Origin of the sequence: Actinokineospora enzanensis DSM 44649, assembly GCF_000374445.1 — a bacterium.
GTDB classification, from domain to species: domain Bacteria; phylum Actinomycetota; class Actinomycetes; order Mycobacteriales; family Pseudonocardiaceae; genus Actinokineospora; species Actinokineospora enzanensis.
Window position 1 is genome coordinate 40,971 of sequence record NZ_KB894428.1, and the last position, 16,291, is coordinate 57,261.

15 protein-coding genes are annotated in these 16,291 nt (G+C 70.6%); 11 read left to right on the forward strand and 4 right to left on the reverse strand.

Translation table 11 applies throughout. From position 1 onward, the window contains the following. Positions 1-271: 271 nt before the first annotated feature. Positions 272-1,924, reverse strand: a complete 1,653-nt coding sequence (locus C503_RS0125865) for a bifunctional 3'-5' exonuclease/DNA polymerase (protein ID WP_018685126.1) — start codon at positions 1,922-1,924, stop codon at positions 272-274. Between the two features lie 85 nt (positions 1,925-2,009). Here C503_RS0125865 and C503_RS0125870 point away from each other — a divergent pair, with 85 nt between their 5' ends. The 11 genes from C503_RS0125870 (at position 2,010) to kamB (ending at position 11,758) form a co-directional block, all read left to right on the forward strand. Further along, positions 2,010-3,623: an AMP-binding protein gene (locus tag C503_RS0125870; RefSeq protein WP_018685127.1), complete on the forward strand. Its 1,614-nt coding sequence runs from the start codon at positions 2,010-2,012 to the stop codon at positions 3,621-3,623. A gap of 24 nt (positions 3,624-3,647) precedes the next feature. Next, positions 3,648-4,562, forward strand: coding sequence for a sigma-70 family RNA polymerase sigma factor (locus C503_RS0125875; protein ID WP_018685128.1), 915 nt, complete (start codon positions 3,648-3,650; stop codon positions 4,560-4,562). A gap of 47 nt (positions 4,563-4,609) precedes the next feature. Further along, positions 4,610-5,359 carry an SDR family oxidoreductase gene (locus C503_RS0125880; RefSeq protein ID WP_018685129.1) on the forward strand — a complete coding sequence of 250 codons (750 nt, stop codon included), beginning with the start codon at positions 4,610-4,612 and terminating at the stop codon, positions 5,357-5,359. Continuing rightward, a complete protein-coding gene (locus C503_RS0125885) occupies positions 5,359-6,141 on the forward strand; it encodes an alpha/beta fold hydrolase (RefSeq protein ID WP_018685130.1) in 783 nt (260 codons plus the stop codon). The genes C503_RS0125880 and C503_RS0125885 overlap by 1 nt, the downstream gene beginning before the upstream one ends. A 316-nt stretch (positions 6,142-6,457) precedes the next feature. Continuing rightward, positions 6,458-7,243 (forward strand): S1 family peptidase, encoded by a 786-nt coding sequence (locus tag C503_RS0125890; protein WP_245572588.1) that lies wholly within the window; start codon positions 6,458-6,460, stop codon positions 7,241-7,243. Between the two features lie 223 nt (positions 7,244-7,466). Further along, a complete protein-coding gene (locus tag C503_RS0125895; RefSeq protein ID WP_018685132.1) occupies positions 7,467-8,414 on the forward strand; it encodes an acyl-CoA desaturase in 948 nt (315 codons plus the stop codon). A gap of 3 nt (positions 8,415-8,417) precedes the next feature. Then, the gene (locus C503_RS0125900) at positions 8,418-8,891 is read left to right on the forward strand and encodes a PPOX class F420-dependent oxidoreductase (RefSeq protein WP_018685133.1); all 474 of its coding nucleotides are present in this window, start codon (positions 8,418-8,420) and stop codon (positions 8,889-8,891) included. 154 nt (positions 8,892-9,045) lie between these two features. Next, positions 9,046-9,210, forward strand: coding sequence for a hypothetical protein (locus tag C503_RS46215; RefSeq protein WP_156893482.1), 165 nt, complete (start codon positions 9,046-9,048; stop codon positions 9,208-9,210). A 220-nt stretch (positions 9,211-9,430) separates the two neighbouring features. Then, complete coding sequence (locus C503_RS0125910) at positions 9,431-9,778, forward strand: STAS domain-containing protein (RefSeq protein ID WP_018685135.1); 348 nt, start codon at positions 9,431-9,433, stop codon at positions 9,776-9,778. A 315-nt stretch (positions 9,779-10,093) separates the two neighbouring features. Beyond that, positions 10,094-10,963 (forward strand): hypothetical protein, encoded by an 870-nt coding sequence (locus tag C503_RS43605; RefSeq protein ID WP_018685136.1) that lies wholly within the window; start codon positions 10,094-10,096, stop codon positions 10,961-10,963. A gap of 138 nt (positions 10,964-11,101) precedes the next feature. Continuing rightward, positions 11,102-11,758 carry a 16S rRNA (adenine(1408)-N(1))-methyltransferase KamB gene (gene kamB / locus C503_RS0125920; protein ID WP_018685137.1) on the forward strand — a complete coding sequence of 219 codons (657 nt, stop codon included), beginning with the start codon at positions 11,102-11,104 and terminating at the stop codon, positions 11,756-11,758. Here kamB and C503_RS0125925 read toward each other — a convergent pair. Genes C503_RS0125925 through C503_RS0125935 form a run of 3 tightly spaced genes read right to left on the reverse strand, consistent with a single transcriptional unit; the run spans position 11,742 to position 16,207 of the window. Further along, positions 11,742-12,824 (reverse strand): DUF371 domain-containing protein, encoded by a 1,083-nt coding sequence (locus C503_RS0125925; RefSeq protein WP_018685138.1) that lies wholly within the window; start codon positions 12,822-12,824, stop codon positions 11,742-11,744. The genes kamB and C503_RS0125925 overlap by 17 nt on opposite strands. 19 nt (positions 12,825-12,843) lie before the next feature. Beyond that, positions 12,844-13,875, reverse strand: a complete 1,032-nt coding sequence (locus tag C503_RS0125930; protein WP_018685139.1) for an acetate/propionate family kinase — start codon at positions 13,873-13,875, stop codon at positions 12,844-12,846. Position 13,876: 1 nt separating this feature from the next. After that, a complete protein-coding gene (locus C503_RS0125935; protein ID WP_018685140.1) occupies positions 13,877-16,207 on the reverse strand; it encodes a phosphoketolase family protein in 2,331 nt (776 codons plus the stop codon). Positions 16,208-16,291 lie beyond the last annotated feature (84 nt).

The window sequence follows — 16,291 nt, forward strand, 5'->3', positions numbered from 1 at the left end:
GGGATGCTTGACAGAGCCCGGGTTCGCGCCCATCCACAGGCAAGATCGCCAGCGAGCCTCGATTGTCGGTGGCTGCCACTAGTGGTGCGACCCAGAACGTCGACCATGTCTCGACCCGCCCACGACGTGCCTGACGGCACCGCCGAAACGACCAAGTACATCCAGTACGAGGCCGTCCCGGCGGCACCGTCAGACACGCCGTGGACCCGCCGATACACGGCCGACGTTCTGGGTCGCACCACTAGAATGGATTCCGGGGACCGGAGGCGAGCTATTTGGCGTCCGCGTAGCACTCCACCGCGTGGGCCTGGAGCGGGAACCGCACCGCCGTGTCCGGGAACACCAGCGAACTCGCCTCCTGGGCCGATTCCGTGATCTCGCGCATCACCGCCTCCGCGAGTTCCCGGGGGCAGTGCACCAGCACCTCATCGTGTTGGAAGAACACGACATGCGCGTCCCCCGACACCCCGGCCAACCGCCGCCGCAGAGTGGCCAGTACGGCCAGGGCCCAGTCGGCGGCGCTCGCCTGCACCACGAAGTTGCGGGTGAACCGGCCCCAGTCCCGCGCGGCCTGTCGACCGGCGCGGTCTGTCGCCTCGTCGCCGGTCGCGGTGGTGCGTTCGCGCCAGGCGTCGGTCGGGGGTGGGCTGGTGCGGCCGAGGCGGGAGCGGACGACGCGGCCGTCCTCGCCCGCGCGGGCGGCCTGTTCGACGTAGTCGACGGCGGTGGGAAAGCGTTTGCGGAGGACGGCGAGCAGTGGGCCCGCCTCGCCGCTGGTGCCGCCGTACATGGCGGAGAGCATGGCGATCTTGGCGCGGTCGCGGTCGCCAGCGAAGGCGTCGGCGGCGAGGCTGGTGTAGAGGTCGTCGGTCGCGGAGACCTCGGCGAAGCGTTCGTCGCCGGACAGCGCGCCCAGGACCCGGGGTTCCAGCTGGGACGCGTCGGCCACCACCAGCGACCAGCCAGGATCGGCGCGCACGGCCGTGCGCAGGGCGCGCGGCAGTTGCAGCGCCGCACCCCCGCGCGTCGCCCAGCGGCCGGAGACCACGCCGCCGACCACGTACTCGGGGCGGAAACGGCCCGCGGTCACCCACGAGTCGAGCCAGCTCCAGCCGTGCGCGACCCACAGCCGGGCGAGTTCCTTGTACTCCAACAGCGGAGCCACCGCCGGGTGGTCCACCTCCTTGAGCACCCACGCGCGCGCCGACGAGATCTCGATGCCCTCACGGGCGAACGCGCGCACGATGCTCGCCGGGTGGTCGGGGTTGATGGTCTTGCCGCCGAACGCGGCGATGATCCGTTCGGCCAACACCGCCAGCTTGGCGGGGCGGTTGCCGGTCGCCGGGCGCGGGCCGAGCATCTCGGTGAGGAGTCCGATGTGGACATCCGCGCGCCAGGGCAGCCCGTGGTGGCTCATCTCCGCCGCCGCCAGCCCGCCCGCCGACTCCGCGGCCACCAACAGCCGCAGCCGGTCCGGATGGGCGACCGCGCCGATCCGGCGTTCCTGCTCCGCCAACACCGCGACCGCCGCCGACACCGGATCCACCCCGGACGGCGTCGTCCCCCGGTCGGCCTCGAACAACGCGGGCTGACCCGCCCGCGTCACCGGCGGCGGATCCGGCGGTTCCGGCAGCCCGCGCAGGCGCGCCCATGCGGCGGCGAGGTTGCGCGGCCTGCCCGGCCGCTCCTCGAACGCGAGCAGGATCCCCTCCGCGAGCGCCAGATCGTGGCAACGCCCCAGCCGCACACCGGCCTTGAGCAGCGTCGGGTACGCCTCGTCGAGCGCGGCCAGCACCCAGCGCGGCGACTCGCGCGCCTCCAGGTCGGCCATCCACGCGGCGAGATCGGGCACGTCGACCGGGGCCGCGCCCGGTACCTGGACGCGCCCCGCTCCCTCCACCCCCGGCACCACCACGACCCGCACGACGGCATTCTGCGGCAGACCACCGACAGTTGACTCGCCGGTAACCCTGCGGCAGGGTGTTACCACGAGTAACCCCTCCAGGGAGGTGGCGTTGTCCCGGATCCGTGCCCTCGCTACCGGTGCCGCCACCGCGGTGCGCGGCATCGACGTCCTGCGCCGGGCGGGCCTCGTGCCGCTGACCCGACCCGACCACGTGCTCCGCTCGATGATCGCCGTCCGCCGCCTCGGGCCGATCGCGGGCGCGGCTGCCGCTGCCCGGGACCGGCACGCCGTCGCGCTGGTCGACGATCTCGGCGCGCTCACCTTCGACGAGCTCGATCGCCGGTCCAACGCGCTCGCTCGGGCGTTCGCCGAGCGTGGGGTCACCGATCGGTCGGTTGTCGCGTTGCTCGCTCGTGATCATCGTGGCGCGGTGGAGACGATGCTCGCCACGAGCAAGGTGGGGGCGCGGTTGTTGCTGATGAACACCGGGTTCGCGCAGCCGCAGCTTGTCGATGTGGCGCGCCGTGAGGGGGTCACGGTGTTCGTGCACGATCAGGAGTTCGGGCCGCTGGCCGACGCGTTGCCCGCGGACCTGCCGAGTTTCATTGCGTGGACTGATGGGGCGTGTGGGAAGACCACGTTGGAGGAGCTTATCGCGGGTACTGATGGTGGGCCGGTGCCGATGCCGCGTGAGCCTGGTGGCGTGGTGTTGTTGACCAGTGGTACCACCGGTACGCCGAAGGGGGCGCCTCGGCAGGTGCGGTCGCCGTTGGCCGCCGCGCAGTTCCTTGACCGGATTCCCTTGCATGCCGGGGAGGCGACGATGATCGCGGCGCCGTTGTTTCACGCTACCGGGTTTTCGCAGTTCGTGATCACGTTGGCACTGGGGTCGACGGTGGTGGTGCGGCGGAGGTTTGATCCCGAGGGGACGTTGCGGGCCGTTCAGGACAATCGGGTCACCGCGTTGGTGCTGGTGCCGACGATGTTGCGGCGGATCGTCGATCTTGGGGCCGAGGTGCTGGGACGTTACGAGACCTCGTCGCTTCGGGTGATTTTCACGGCCGGGTCCGCGTTGTCTCCCGAGTTGGGGGATCGGGCCGGTCGGGTGTTCGGGGATGTGATCCACAATTTGTATGGGTCTACTGAGGTCTCGGTGGTCTCGGTGGCCACTCCGGAGGATTGGCGGGCCGCGCCGGGGACGGTCGGGCGGGCGCCGGTGGGGTGCCGGGTTGCGATCTATGACGATGATGGGTCGGTTGCCGCTCCGGGGGTGCGGGGGCGGATTTTCGCGGGTAGTGGGTTGGCATTCGGGGGGTATACGGATGGGCGGCATAAGGAGGTTGTCGACGGGTTGCTGTGCACGGGGGATGTGGGGCATTTTGATGCCGAGGGGCGGTTGTTTGTCGACGGGCGGGATGATGACATGATCGTCTCGGGTGGGGAGAATGTGTTCCCGGGGGAGGTTGAGAATCTGCTCGTTGCTTATCCCGGGGTGGTCGAGGCTGCCGTGGTGGGGGTGTCGGATGTGGAGTTCGGGCAGAGGTTGCGAGCGTTTGTGGTGGTGGAGGGGGGTGGGGTCACCGCTGATGAGTTGCGGGGGTATGTGAAGGATCATTTGGCACGGTTCAAGGTGCCGCGGGATGTGGTGTTCTTGGATGAGTTGCCGCGTAATGCCACCGGGAAGGTGTTGCGGGGGCGGCTTGCCGAGCTTGAGTGAAGGTCGGCGGGTATCGTTTCGGGGGTGACGACGGGTGCGCGCTCGGGGGATTCCGGTGAGTTCGGCGTGCTTGTCGAGCCGTTTCGGGGGGAGTTGCTCGCGCACTGCTATCGGATGCTCGGGTCGCGGCACGACGCCGAGGATGTGTTGCAGGAGACCCTGGTGCGGGCGTGGCGGGGTTTCGACGGGTTCGAGGGGAACCTGCGGGCCTGGTTGTACAAGATCGCCACCAATCGGTGTCTGACCTTGCTGGGGCAGCGGGCGCGGCGCGAGCTGCCGACCGGGATCGGCGGTGACGCGGTGGATCCGGTGTGGTTGGAGCCGTTTCCCGATGGCCCGGAAAGCCGTTATGCGGCAAGGGAATCCGTGGAGTTGGCGTTCATCGCGGCGTTGCAGTACATCCCTGCGCGGCAACGGGCCGTGTTGGTGTTGCGGGAGGTGCTGGGGTTCTCCGCCGGTGAGGTTGCCGGGTTGTTGGACACGACGGTTGCGGCGGTGAACAGTGCGCTTCAACGCGCTCGCAGGATTGTCGACACCCGGTTGCCGGATCGTGTGCCTGCCGTGGGGGATGAGGAGTTGCGCAGGCTGGCGGCCCGGTATGCGAGTGCATGGGAGGCGGGGGATGTCGATGCGATCGTGGGGTTGTTGACCGAGGATGCCCGCTACTGCATGCCGCCGTTGCCCGAGTGGTATTCCGGGCATGCCGACATTCGGGCGTTCCTGCTCGCCAAGCCGCTCCGGTACCGGTGGCGGATGGTGCCCACCCGCGCGAACGGTCAGCTCGCGTTCGGCACCTACCTGTGGGACGGGGTCGCGTTCGTCCCGGCCGGGCTCGACTTGCTCACCGTCCGCGAGGGGCTGGTGGCCGAGGTGGTGTCGTTCCTGACCGCCGACTTCCCGTCGTTCGGGTTGCCGGGGAATCTTCCCGCCGAGCGATGAGTCCGACGACCGGCCCGGGTTGTAGGGGCAGTCGAACGCTCGGAGGAATGATGTTGTTGCAGGGCAAGACCGCGATCATCTACGGCGGTGGGGGCTCGGTCGGTGGGGCCATCGCCCGCGCCTACGTCCGGGAGGGTGCCCGGGTGCACCTGGTCGGGCGCACGTTGGCGACGTTGGCGAAGACGGCCGACGGCATTCCGGGGGCGGTCGAGGTGGCCGTGGTGGACGCGTCGGACGAGCGGGCCGTGACCGGGCACGCGGACGCCGTGGCCGCGAAAGGCGGGATCGACGTGTCGGTCAACGTCATCTCCGACAGTGATGTGCAAGGGGTTCCGATCCTGGACATGTCCGTCGAGGACTATCTCAGTCCGGTGATCACCGCGGTCCGGTCCAAGTTCATCACCTCCCGCGCCGCCGCCCGGCACATGGTCCGGCGCGGCTCCGGGGTGATCATCGCGTTCGGTGGCAGTGCCGATCGGCATGGTGCGCTGCGGAATTACCACCTCGGTGGTCTGCAGACCGCGTTCGACGCGGTCGAGTCGTTGCGCAGGCAGCTGGCGACCGAGTTGTCGCGGCACGGGGTTCGGGTGATCACCTTGCGGACCAGTGGTGTGCCCGAGGTGATCCCGGACGGGCCCCGGGCGGCGATCGAGCGGGACATCGCGGATTCCACCCTCACGGGCTCCCCGGCGACGCTGGCGGATGTGGGTGACGTGGCGGTGTTCGCCGCCTCGGACCGGGCGCGGACGCTGACCGGCGCGGCGATCAACATGAGCTGTGGGGCGGTGCTGGACTGATGGAGGTTCGTTCCGCCGACGGCACGACGATCGCCTTCGACCGGGTCGGGTCCGGGCCGCCGGTGGTGTTCGTCTCGGGGGCCGTGCAGTACCGGGCGATCGACCCGGTGGGGGCCGAGCTGGCCGGGCGGCTCGCCGATCGGTTCACGGTGATCACCTACGACCGGCGCGGCAGGGGGGAGAGCGGCGACGACGGGCCGTACGCGGTGGAGCGGGAGGTCGAGGACCTTGCCGCGTTGCTCGCGTCGACCGGTCCGGCGCGCGTGTTCGGTGAGTCGTCCGGTGCGGTGTTGGCGCTGGAGGCCGCCGCGCGTGGGCTGCCCATCACCGCCCTGGTCGGCTACGAACCGCCGTTTGTCGTGAGTGGACAGGCGTTGCCGGATGACTTCGCCGCACGGTTCGACGCGTTGATCGCCGACGATCGCCGTGCCGACGCGTTTCGGTTGTTCATGATCGAGGCTGCCGGGTTGCCACCGGAGGCGGCCGACGGGATCGCCGATGATCCGATGTGGCCGCTGCTGCGTCCGGTCACACACACCATCGCCTACGACCGAGAGATCATGGGGGACACGCAACGCGGGGACGTGGCGGCGTTGTCCAGGTTTGCGGGGATCACCGTGCCCACGTTGGTGTTGGACGGCGGTGACAGTCCGGCCGACCAGCGCGAGGTGACTCAGGCGCTCATGGAAGTCCTGCCGAACGCGCGTGGTCGCACTGTGCCGGGGCAGAACCACCGGTTCACCGCAGACCTTGCCCCGGTCCTGGCCGAGTTCCTCGGCTAGTGGTGCGACTCAGAACGTCGGCCGTGTATCGGCGGGTCCACGGCGTGGCTGGCGGTGCCGCCGGGACGGCCTCGTACTGGATGTACTTGGTCGTTTCGGCGGTGCCGTCAGGCACGTCGTGGGCGGGTCGAGACATGGTCGACGTTCTGGGTCGCACCACTAGCCCGTTCGAGCGTCGCCGTGGCGTGGGTCGTGGCCCATGTGACGGCGACGCCCCTCAAACGGGCGCTCTGCTTCCCCCAACCCGGTACGACCCGCGCCACCCTTGAGCGATTACCAGGCACGATGCCTGTGTGCCACCACGAGGTTGCACTCCGTGATCACGGTCGGAGCAGGCATGAAGCACATCCGCGTACTGCTACTTGTCCTGGCCTCTCTCTTCGCACTCGCCCAACCCGCAACGGCGGATCCCGCTGTCGTCGGCGGATCCAGAGCGCCGCAGGGTGCATACCCGTGGCTGGCCCGGCTGTCCATGGGATGCGGCGGTTCACTGATCACGCCGCAGGTGGTGCTGACAGCGGGCCACTGTGTGTCCGCGAGCGGTCCCGAGACCCGCATCGTGGCCACGTTCGGCGTGGTCGACCTGGAGAGCTCCGCCGCCGTCAAAGTCACCTCCACCAGCGTCTACCGCCCCTCGGAGTACACCTCGCCCGCGCACGGCTACGACTGGGCGCTGATCAGGCTGGCCCGCCCGGTCACCCTCCCGACCCTGTCCCTGCAACCCGCCGTGGTCACCGCCGGACCGTTCCGCGTCATGGGCTGGGGCGCGGCCGTGGAAGGCGGACCGCAGCAGCGGTACCTCCTGCACGCGCAGGTCCCGTACGTCGACGACGCCACCTGCGGCCCCCTCTACACCCGCTACGGCTACCCGTTCATCCCCTCCGCCATGCTCTGCGCAGGCAAGGTCGCCGACGGCGGCGTGGACACCTGTCAGGGCGACTCGGGTGGGCCGATGGTCGCTCCGGACGGCAACGGCATCCCCCGGCAGGTCGGCATCGTCAGCTGGGGCGTCGGCTGCGCGCGGCCCGGCTTCCCCGGTATCTACACGGAGGTCGCCGCCTACGTGCCAGCCATCCAGGCGGCGGTCGCGCACCTGTCCTGACGGCGACGTGGACGTGAAACCCTTGTGACGCCCGGTTCGTCCGGATCCCGCACCCCCGGCACCGACCAGCCGCAACACCCCGGGGGCCGGGACCGGCCCGGCAAGAAAGCGACATCGAGGACATCTCGCCCCCCGAGGAATGTTTGGCGTGCGGTCCGCCGCCTGGTTTGCTTACCGCCGGGGTGCCCGGGGCCGGGCATCAGCGTCCAGTGGAGGCAGCAGAATGACCGCGACCGTCGACAGTGCCGAACGGGACGGGCACGGGGTCAAACCCATGTTCGGCGCGCAACGGGCCAACTGGCCGCAGTTCGGCACCTACCTGTTCATCCTCATCCCGTTCGCCGCGCTGCTCGCGGCCGCCCCGCTGGCCTGGGGGTGGGGCCTGCTCGGCTGGGTCGACATCGCGCTCGCCGTCGTCTTCTACACGCTCACCTGCCTGGGCGTGACCGTCGGCTACCACCGCTACTTCACCCACGGCGCGTTCAAGGCCAACCGGGCCGTCCGGGTGGGACTGGCCATCGTCGGCAGCATGGCGCTGCAGGGCCCGATCCTGCACTGGGTCGCCGACCACCGCCGCCACCACGCGTTCGCCGACCGTGAGGGCGACCCGCACTCGCCGTGGGCGTTCGGCACCTCCCCGGTCGCCCTGGCGCGCGGCTTCTGGCACGCGCACATGGGCTGGGTGTTCGACCGCAAGCTCACCAACGCCGAACGGTTCGCGCCGGACATGCTCGCCGACGCCGACATCCGCCGCGTCGACCGGCAGTTCGGGCTGTGGACGGCGGTCACCCTGCTGGCCCCCGCGCTGCTCGGCGGCCTGATCACCTGGTCCTGGTTGGGCGTGGTCACCGCGTTCTTCTGGGCCGGGCTGGTGCGGGTGTCCTTCCTGCACCACGTGACCTGGTCGGTGAACTCGATCTGCCACATGATCGGCGAGCGTCCGTTCCGCTCCCGCGACAAGGCCACCAACTTCTGGCCGCTCGCCCTCCTGTCCATGGGCGAGGCCTGGCACAACCTGCACCACGCCGACCCCACCTCCGCCCGGCACGGGGTGCGGCGCGGCCAGATCGACGTCTCCGCGCGGGTCATCTGGCTGTTCGAGAAGCTGGGCTGGGTCAGCGAGGTGCGCTGGCCGACCCCGCAACGACTGGCGAAGCTGGCGGTGAAGTGACCGGTGCCCAGGACCGCGACCGCGCGCAGGCCGGGACGTGACGAGCTGCTGGCGTTCCTGCGCGAGCGGGACCGCTGCCTGCTGGTGACCCGGCGGGCGAGCGGCGCGCCGCAGCTGTCCCCGGTGACGTACGGGGTGGACGCCGAGGGGCGGGTGGTGATCTCCACCTACCCGTCCCGGGCGAAGGTCCACAACATCCGTCGCGACCCGACGGTGTCGGTGTGCGCGGTGTCCGAGGACTGGAACGGCGCCTACGTCCAGGTCGACGGGACCGCCGAGGTGCTCGACCTGCCGGACGCGCTGGAGCCGCTGGTCGAGTACTTCCGGGTGATCTCCGGCGAGCACCCGGACTGGGCCGACTACCGGGCCGCCATGACCCGGCAGGGCAAGTGCCTCGTCCGGGTGACCATCAGCGGGTGGGGGCCGATCGCGACCGGCGGGTTCCCGCCCGGTCTCATCGGCAGCGACGGCGCATGATCTGCGGTGTGTGATTGCTGAGGGATGATCACGATAGGTCACCGTTTCATCGCCCGAAACTGGTACCGAGCGTGGACTTGCTCCAACATTCGGGTGACATATGGTTGCGTTGGGTAATGAGGTGCTCCATTCGGCCGATCGAGGAGATATGTCGGTGGAACTGAGGGATCTGGCCTGGGCGAAGGTCGCCGACGAGCGTCCCCCCGGGTGCGCGGCGGGCGCCGAGCGGCGCGGGCAGTCGGACGCGGACGGCGCGGTGCGGTGGCTGCGCCCGAGACCCACCGGCGAACAGGCCGCGCGCACCGGCACGCACGGCTGAGCCGGGTCGCCCGGTCCGGCGGGAATCCGCCCGTGTGCGTATGCGTGATTCACTGAATCAGACGCATTTTTCCCGTGGTCTTGCGCGCGGACTCGCGTCGATGCAGGAACCGCTGCGACAATTGGTCGGTTGATCGGGCCGTGATCCGCGAACCCGGCTCGGTTTTGTCCGGTTTCGCGCGCGAGGAGGTGCCGCCCTGGACGCGCGCGAACGGCTGGCGGTGATCACCCGGGGCACCCGCTCTGCGGTGGTCGTCAGCGCGGTCGGCCGCATCGACATGACCACCGAGGAGCTCTGGCGCGAGCAGATCGAGGACGCCTGCACCGAGAAGACCCTCAAGCGCTACGTCATTCTCGACCTGGGCCAGGTCACCTTCCTCAGCGTCGCCGCCGCCCCGCTCGTCGTCCGGGCGCACTACCACTGCCTGCACCGCGGCCGACTGCTGCGCGTCGCCGCCCCGCCAGGGCCCGCCCTGCACACCCTTCAGGTGACCGGCGTGCGCGACCTGGTCGCCGTCTACCGGGACCTCGACGCCGCCATGGAAGCCGCGGGCCGAACCCGTCGGTGATCCGATCGAGATACGTCACTTCTTTTCCGAACGTATTCCCGTCGGGTGTATTTCGCGCATCCTGGGACACATTGGCTCGTCCGGGTGATCCGGCACGAGCGGGGGCAGGCCGCATGGCCCTGCGTGGGCGGTCGCGGAGATCACCCGGCGCCAACCCGACGGGGGTCGCCCAGCGGTGTGGACATGACGGCGGAGGTGACTGCGGAGCGCGTTGTCCCGGCCACTCGCCGGACCCGCGTTCATCCTGTCGGCGCAGATGGGAGCTGGTAGCGGTGGAACGGCAGCAAAGCCGAGAAGCCGGAGAGGAACCACCCGATGAACCGTCACCTCGTTCGGATCGTGACCTCGATCGCGTCCGCGAGCGTGCTGACCATGGCGGGCGCGGGACTCGCGGCCGCCGCGCCCGTTCCCGCGCCCTCGCCGTCGGCCACCCAGAACACCATCACCGACCTGACCGGCGCCTACGGCGAGATCCACCGCGCGGCCGCCGACCAGGACAACATCGCGCTGTCCGGTGCCGTGACCAACCTGCGTACCGTCCTCAACCACGTGCGCGGCTGCGGCGCAGGCGCCTTCGCCGCCCCGGTCGCCGCCGCCGACGCCAAGGCCGCCGAGCTGGAAGGCATCCTGCCGCTGCCCGGCATGGTCGACCCGATCGTGCTGAGCGCGCTGCTCGACCTCGTCCACTCGCTGGTGGACGAGCTGGTGTCGACCCTGTCGACCAGCACGGACGTGACCGGCGGGGCCTGGCCGACCGACAACCTGCCGTCGACCGTGCCGGACGTGACCGTGCCCGATGTGACCGTGCCCGATGTGACCGTGCCCGATGTGACCGTGCCGGATGTGACGGTGCCCGATGTGACCGCGCCGACCGCACCGGATGTGACGGTGCCGGACGTGAGCACGCCGCAGCTGCCGGACATCACGGATGCGACCAGCCCCGACACCTCCGACGCGACCTCGCTGGACGTGACCGTTCCGGATGTCACCGCGCCTGACGTCACCGCGCCGGATGTGACCGTCCCCGATGTGACTGTCCCGGATGTCACGGCGCCCGCGGGCGGTGCCGGGTCGACCGACGGCATGACCGGTGACGGCACCTTGCCGATGCCCGCCGACCTGAGCAGCCCGATGAACGGGTTCCAGCTCCCGGGCGGCCCGGTGGACCTGGTCAGCCAGCCGTAACCCTCTGGACCGGTCGGGCGATCGGCCCGACCCGCGCGCGCTGCCCGTCCGCGAACGCGCCGGACAGCCATCACCGAGCCCCGGCGGCCCACAAGGCCGTTGGGGCTCGGCGCGTGTCCGGGCTCTACGCTGCCAGCCATGCGCCGCGTCACCGGGAAACAGGTCGTCGACCTCGGCCCGTCCGAGTTCGCCGAGCTGCGCGCCCGGCACGTCGGCGCGGTCCTGGACGTCGGCACGGGGGACGGCAAGCACGCCCTGCACCTGGCCCGCACCCACCCCGACCACCTGGTCATCGGCCTGGACGCGGCGAAGGACAACCTCCGCAAGTCCGCCGCGAAGTCCGCCGCCAGCCCCAGGAAGGGCGGCCTTCCCAACCTCCTCTACATCTGGGCGGCCGCCGAACAGCTCCCCGCCGAACTCCGCGAGATCACCGAGCTGCACGTCCTGATGCCCTGGGGCAGCCTTCTCCGCGGCATCCTTGGCGACGACCCGGCCATGCTCTCCGGCCTGGCGAACCTTTGCGCCCCCGACGCCCGGTTCCTGATCACCCTCAACCTGCATGCCTGGCGCCCACCCGTCCCCGAGGTCGGCGACAACCCGGAACCCACCCCCGACTCGGCCACCGAGTCCCTCGGGCCGCTCCTCGCCGCCGCGGGCTGGCACCTGGATGAGGCCGCCTACCTGGACGCGGACGCCATCGCCGCGCTGGCGACCTCGTGGACCCGTCGGCTGAACTCGTCCCGGGACCAGCTGGAGGTCCTCGCCCTCACCGGCGTCGTCAACCCTTCCCGGTGAGGCCGAGAACCAGGTCGTAGGCCTGTTTCCGAGACCAGCCGGGCTGTGCGGCGAGTGCCTTGACCACCGTCGTGGCCGAGACCTCGCCCGCCAGCAGGGTTTTCAGCAACGCCGCCACGTCCACAGCTGGAATGTCCACTTCGGACTCGACCGGGTCGACCGCGCAGTACACGTCCCCGGACCCCGCCGCAGGCGTGGTCACCGGCCCCCACACCGGACGCTCGTCATCCGCCAGCACTGCCGCGTGCGTGGTGCCGATCAGACCGGCTGCCTCGTCCAGTCTGCGGGGAAGCTCCTCCGCGGGGCAGGTGAACACCACCCGCGCGTGCCTGTGCGCGGCGAGCAACCGCGACACCTCGCGCCGGGGGCGGCCGACGGCGATGAGGGTCGGAGCGGCCAGCGGCGACGCGCAGGCCACCGCCAGCTCCGGCGGCAGGCCGATGACCTCCACCGGATGCCCGGCACCGAGCAACGCGGGCGGCTGAACATCCTGAGTGGACACGAACAGCACCCGCCCACGATCCGGCACCCCCCGAGTGGTGACCAGCTTGCGCGCCCCCGCGTCCTCCGCCACGACCGCGTCCGCGGCCGCACACTCCGCAGCCAGCCGCTCGTCGAGCTCGCTCGCGCGATAGCGGATCACGCGGCCCTCGTCGACATCCCGGGTGATCACCACCTCGATCACCGCGTCCGGATCCGCCATCGCGGCCACGAGCGCGCGCGGCAGATCCGACGAGCCGAGATCCGCGTCCGTCGCGAGCGTGTTCGGCAACCGCCGCCCACTGCGACGGATCACCGCACTCCCACCCGGCCGCCACCGCGAGTTGGCCAACGCCCGGACCGTCACGCCATGACCGCCCGCGCTGATCGTCACCGAGACCGGCCCGGCGATCCCGCCGGGAGCCGCGCCCACCACTGCGCCACCCAGTACGACACCGCCCACCCCGACCACGCAGGTGGCCCGCCCGGTGATCTCGCTGTCGGTGGTGAACTCCAACGTCTTGGCGTGCGTGGCGCGGATGTCCCGATGGCCACGGCACCGCAACCGCAGCAACTCGGCCGACACTCCGCACTCCTCCCACCCGTCAGGTCCCACCGAGCATAGCCAGCGCGGACCGGGTGCCCCGCGCGATCTCCAGGTCCTCCCGCGCCGGAACCACGAACACCCGCACCGACGACGCCCCGGTGATCTCCTCCGCGCCCGCCGCGTTGAGCGGGGAGGACACCGCGACGCCCAGGAACCCGAGCCGCTCGGCCGCCCGCGCGCGGACCGTCGCCGAGTTCTCCCCGACCCCGCCCGTGAACGCCAGCGCGTCCAGACCGCCCGCCGACGCCGCCATCGAAGCGATGCCCTGGACCAGCCGATGGATATACACCTCGACAGCGGCCGCGTCCGCCTCGCGCAGGTCGGCCGTGCCCGCCAGGCCGAGGAGGCCGGAGCGTTCTTCCAGCGCCTTCGTCAGCTCGTCCACCGGCATCCGCTCGGCCAGCCACAGCACGAGCCCCGGGTCGACCGACCCGGAACGGGTGGCCATGACCAGCCCCTCCAGCGGCGTGAACCCCATCGTCGTGTCCACGCTCCGGCCGCCCACCACCGCCGCCACCGACGCCCCCGCGCCCAGGTGGCATGTGATGACCCGCGCGTCCGACCGACCCAGCAGCTCACCCACCCGCGCGGAGCAGTACGCGTGGGACAGCCCGTGGAAGCCGTAGCGGCGGATCGCGTACCGCTCCCGCCACTCGCGCGGGATCGCGTACGTCGCGGCGGCGGCGGGGATCGTGGTGTGGAACGCGGTGTCGAAGCACGCCACGGCGGGCACGTCCAGCAGCGCGCTTACCGTGTCCAGACCGGCCAGTGACTTCGGCTGGTGCAGCGGTGCCAGTTCAGTGAGGTCTGCCAGCGCCGCACGCACCCGCGCGTCGACCACGACCGGCTCGGTGAACTGCGTGCCGCCGTGCACGACCCGGTGGCCCACCGCGTCCGGCGCGGGCCAGTCGGCCAGTGTGGCGGCGATGTCGTGGGGGCCGATGTCGGCCGTGCGCTCGACGGTGTCGTCCGGGCCGAGCAGGCGCAGCCTCAGGCTGGACGATCCCGCGTTGACCACCAGGACCCGCATGTCACGCCCAGGTCCACCCGGCGATGGCCGGGTCGTCCTCGCCGTGCTCGCGGGTGTACCGGCGGGCGGCCAACCGGGCGTCCGCCATCCTCTGGCGCAGTACCGCTGCCCGGCCGCCGAGTGTCGGGACCCGGTCGATCACGTCCATGACCAGGTGGAACCGGTCGAGGTCGTTGAGCATGACCATGTCGAACGGGGTGGTCGTGGTGCCCTCCTCCTTGTAGCCGCGCACGTGCAGGTTGCGGTGGTTGGTGCGGCGGTAGGTGAGCCGGTGGATCAGCCAGGGGTAGCCGTGGAAGGCGAAGATGACGGGTTTGTCCTCGGTGAACAACGCGTCGAAATCGCGGTCGGACAGACCGTGCGGGTGCTCGGTGTCCGGTTGCAGCCGCATCAGGTCGACGACGTTCACGAACCGCACCTTCAATTCCGGCAGGTGCTCGCGCAACAGCCGCGTCGCCGCGAGGGCCTCCAGCGTCGGTATGTCACCGGCACAGGCCAGGACCACGTCCGGCTCACCGTCGGTATTGCCCGCCCACTCCCAGATCCCCAGCCCGCGCGTGCAGTGCGCGATCGCCTCGTCCATGGACAGGTAGGTCAGCGCAGGTTGTTTACCCGCCACGATCACGTTCACGTAGTGCCTGCTGCGTAGGCAGTGGTCGGCGACGGACAGCAGCGTGTTCGTGTCCGGCGGCAGATAGACGCGGACGACCTCCGCCTTCTTGTTCACCACGTGGTCCAGGAACCCGGGGTCCTGGTGGCTGAACCCGTTGTGGTCCTGCCGCCACACGTGCGACGACAACAGGTAGTTCAACGAGGCGATCGGCGCCCGCCACGGGATGTGCCGGGTCGTCTTGAGCCATTTCGCGTGCTGGTTGAGCATCGAGTCCACGATGTGGATGAACGCCTCGTAGCTGGTGAACAGGCCGTGCCTGCCGGTGAGCAGGTAGCCCTCCAGCCAGCCCTGGCACAGGTGCTCCGAGAGCACCTCCATGACCCGCCCGTGCGGGGCGAGGTGGTCGTCGCCGGGCAGCGTCTCCGCGTTCCACGCCCGGTCGGTCTCGGCGAACACCGCCGACAGCCGGTTCGACGCGACCTCGTCCGGCCCCATGATCCGGAAGTTGTCCGGGTTCCGGCGGATGATCTCGCGCAGGAACCCGCCGAGCACGGTGGTGGCCGCGCTGGTCTCGACGCCGGGCCGGGCCACGGTGACGGCGTGCGCGCGGAAGTCGGGCATCACCAGCTCACGCAGCACCCGTCCGCCGTCGGTGTGCGGGTTCGCGCTCATCCGCCGCTCACCCTTCGGGGCCAGCTCACGCAACTCGGCCACCAGGCGGCCGTCGGCGTCGAACAGCTCCTCCGGCCGATAGCCCCGTAGCCACTCCTCCAGTCGGGCCCGGTGCGCGTCATCGGTGCGGGTGGCGGCGAGCGGCACCTGATGGGCCCGGAAGGTTCCCTCGACCGGGTGGCCGTCGACCTCCTTGGGCCCGGTCCACCCCTTCGGCGTCCGCAACACGATCATCGGCCACGCGGGCCGGGCCCCGGGCGCCGCCTTGATCGCGGCGATGTCGTCGAGCACTCTGTCCAGAGTGGACGCCAACAGCTCGTGCACCTCGGCCGGGTCGTCCCCGGTGACGAAGTGCGGCGCGTAGCCGTAGCCCCGCATGAGCGCGCCGAGCTCCTCCTCCGGGATGCGCGCGAGCAGGGTCGGGTTGGCGATCTTGTAGCCGTTGAGGTGCAGGACCGGGAGCACGACACCGTCGCGTTCGGGGTTGAGGAACTTGGTGGAATGCCAACTCGCCGCGAGCGGACCCGTCTCCGCCTCACCGTCCCCGACCACGCACAACGCCACCAGGTCAGGGTTGTCGAACACCGCGCCGAACGCGTGCACCAGCGCGTAGCCCAGCTCCCCGCCTTCGTGGATGGACCCGGGTGTCTCCGGTGCGACGTGGCTGGGAATGCCGCCGGGGAAGGAGAACTGACGGAACAGGGCGCGTAGACCGTCCGTGTTCTCCCCGATTCCGGTGTAGACCTCGCTGTAAGTGCCTTCCAGATAGGCGTTCGCCACCAGACCGGGACCACCATGGCCGGGGCCGGTCACGTAGACCACGTTCAGATCACGCTGCCGGATCGCGCGGTTCATGTGCGCGTAGAGCAGGTTCAACCCGGGGGTCGTACCCCAGTGCCCCAACAGGCGGGGCTTCACATGCTCCGCCCGCAGCGGCTCCCGCAGCAACGGGTTGTCCATCAGGTAGATCTGGCCGACGGACAGGTAGTTCGCCGCGCGCCAGTAGGCGTCGATCAGGCGCGACTCTTCGGATGTGAGCGCGGGCATGGGCTTTCCCTCTCCCGAGTGACCTGCGCTCCACGCTAGTGGCGCCGCTCGCGCCCCGCAGTCGACCAAGGTCCCGCCTCGGCC

Excerpts from the sequence above, each read along its gene's own strand:
- C503_RS0125880 (WP_018685129.1), top strand. The coding sequence starts at position 4,610 with ATGATGTTGTTGCAGGGCAAGACCGCGATCATCTACGGCGGTGGGGGC.
- C503_RS0125895 (WP_018685132.1), top strand. The coding sequence starts at position 7,467 with ATGACCGCGACCGTCGACAGTGCCGAACGGGACGGGCACGGGGTCAAA.
- kamB (WP_018685137.1), top strand. The coding sequence starts at position 11,102 with ATGCGCCGCGTCACCGGGAAACAGGTCGTCGACCTCGGCCCGTCCGAG.
- C503_RS0125935 (WP_018685140.1), bottom strand. The coding sequence starts at position 16,207 with ATGCCCGCGCTCACATCCGAAGAGTCGCGCCTGATCGACGCCTACTGG.
- C503_RS0125930 (WP_018685139.1), bottom strand. The coding sequence starts at position 13,875 with ATGCGGGTCCTGGTGGTCAACGCGGGATCGTCCAGCCTGAGGCTGCGC.
- C503_RS43605 (WP_018685136.1), top strand. The coding sequence starts at position 10,094 with ATGAACCGTCACCTCGTTCGGATCGTGACCTCGATCGCGTCCGCGAGC.
- C503_RS0125885 (WP_018685130.1), top strand. The coding sequence starts at position 5,359 with ATGGAGGTTCGTTCCGCCGACGGCACGACGATCGCCTTCGACCGGGTC.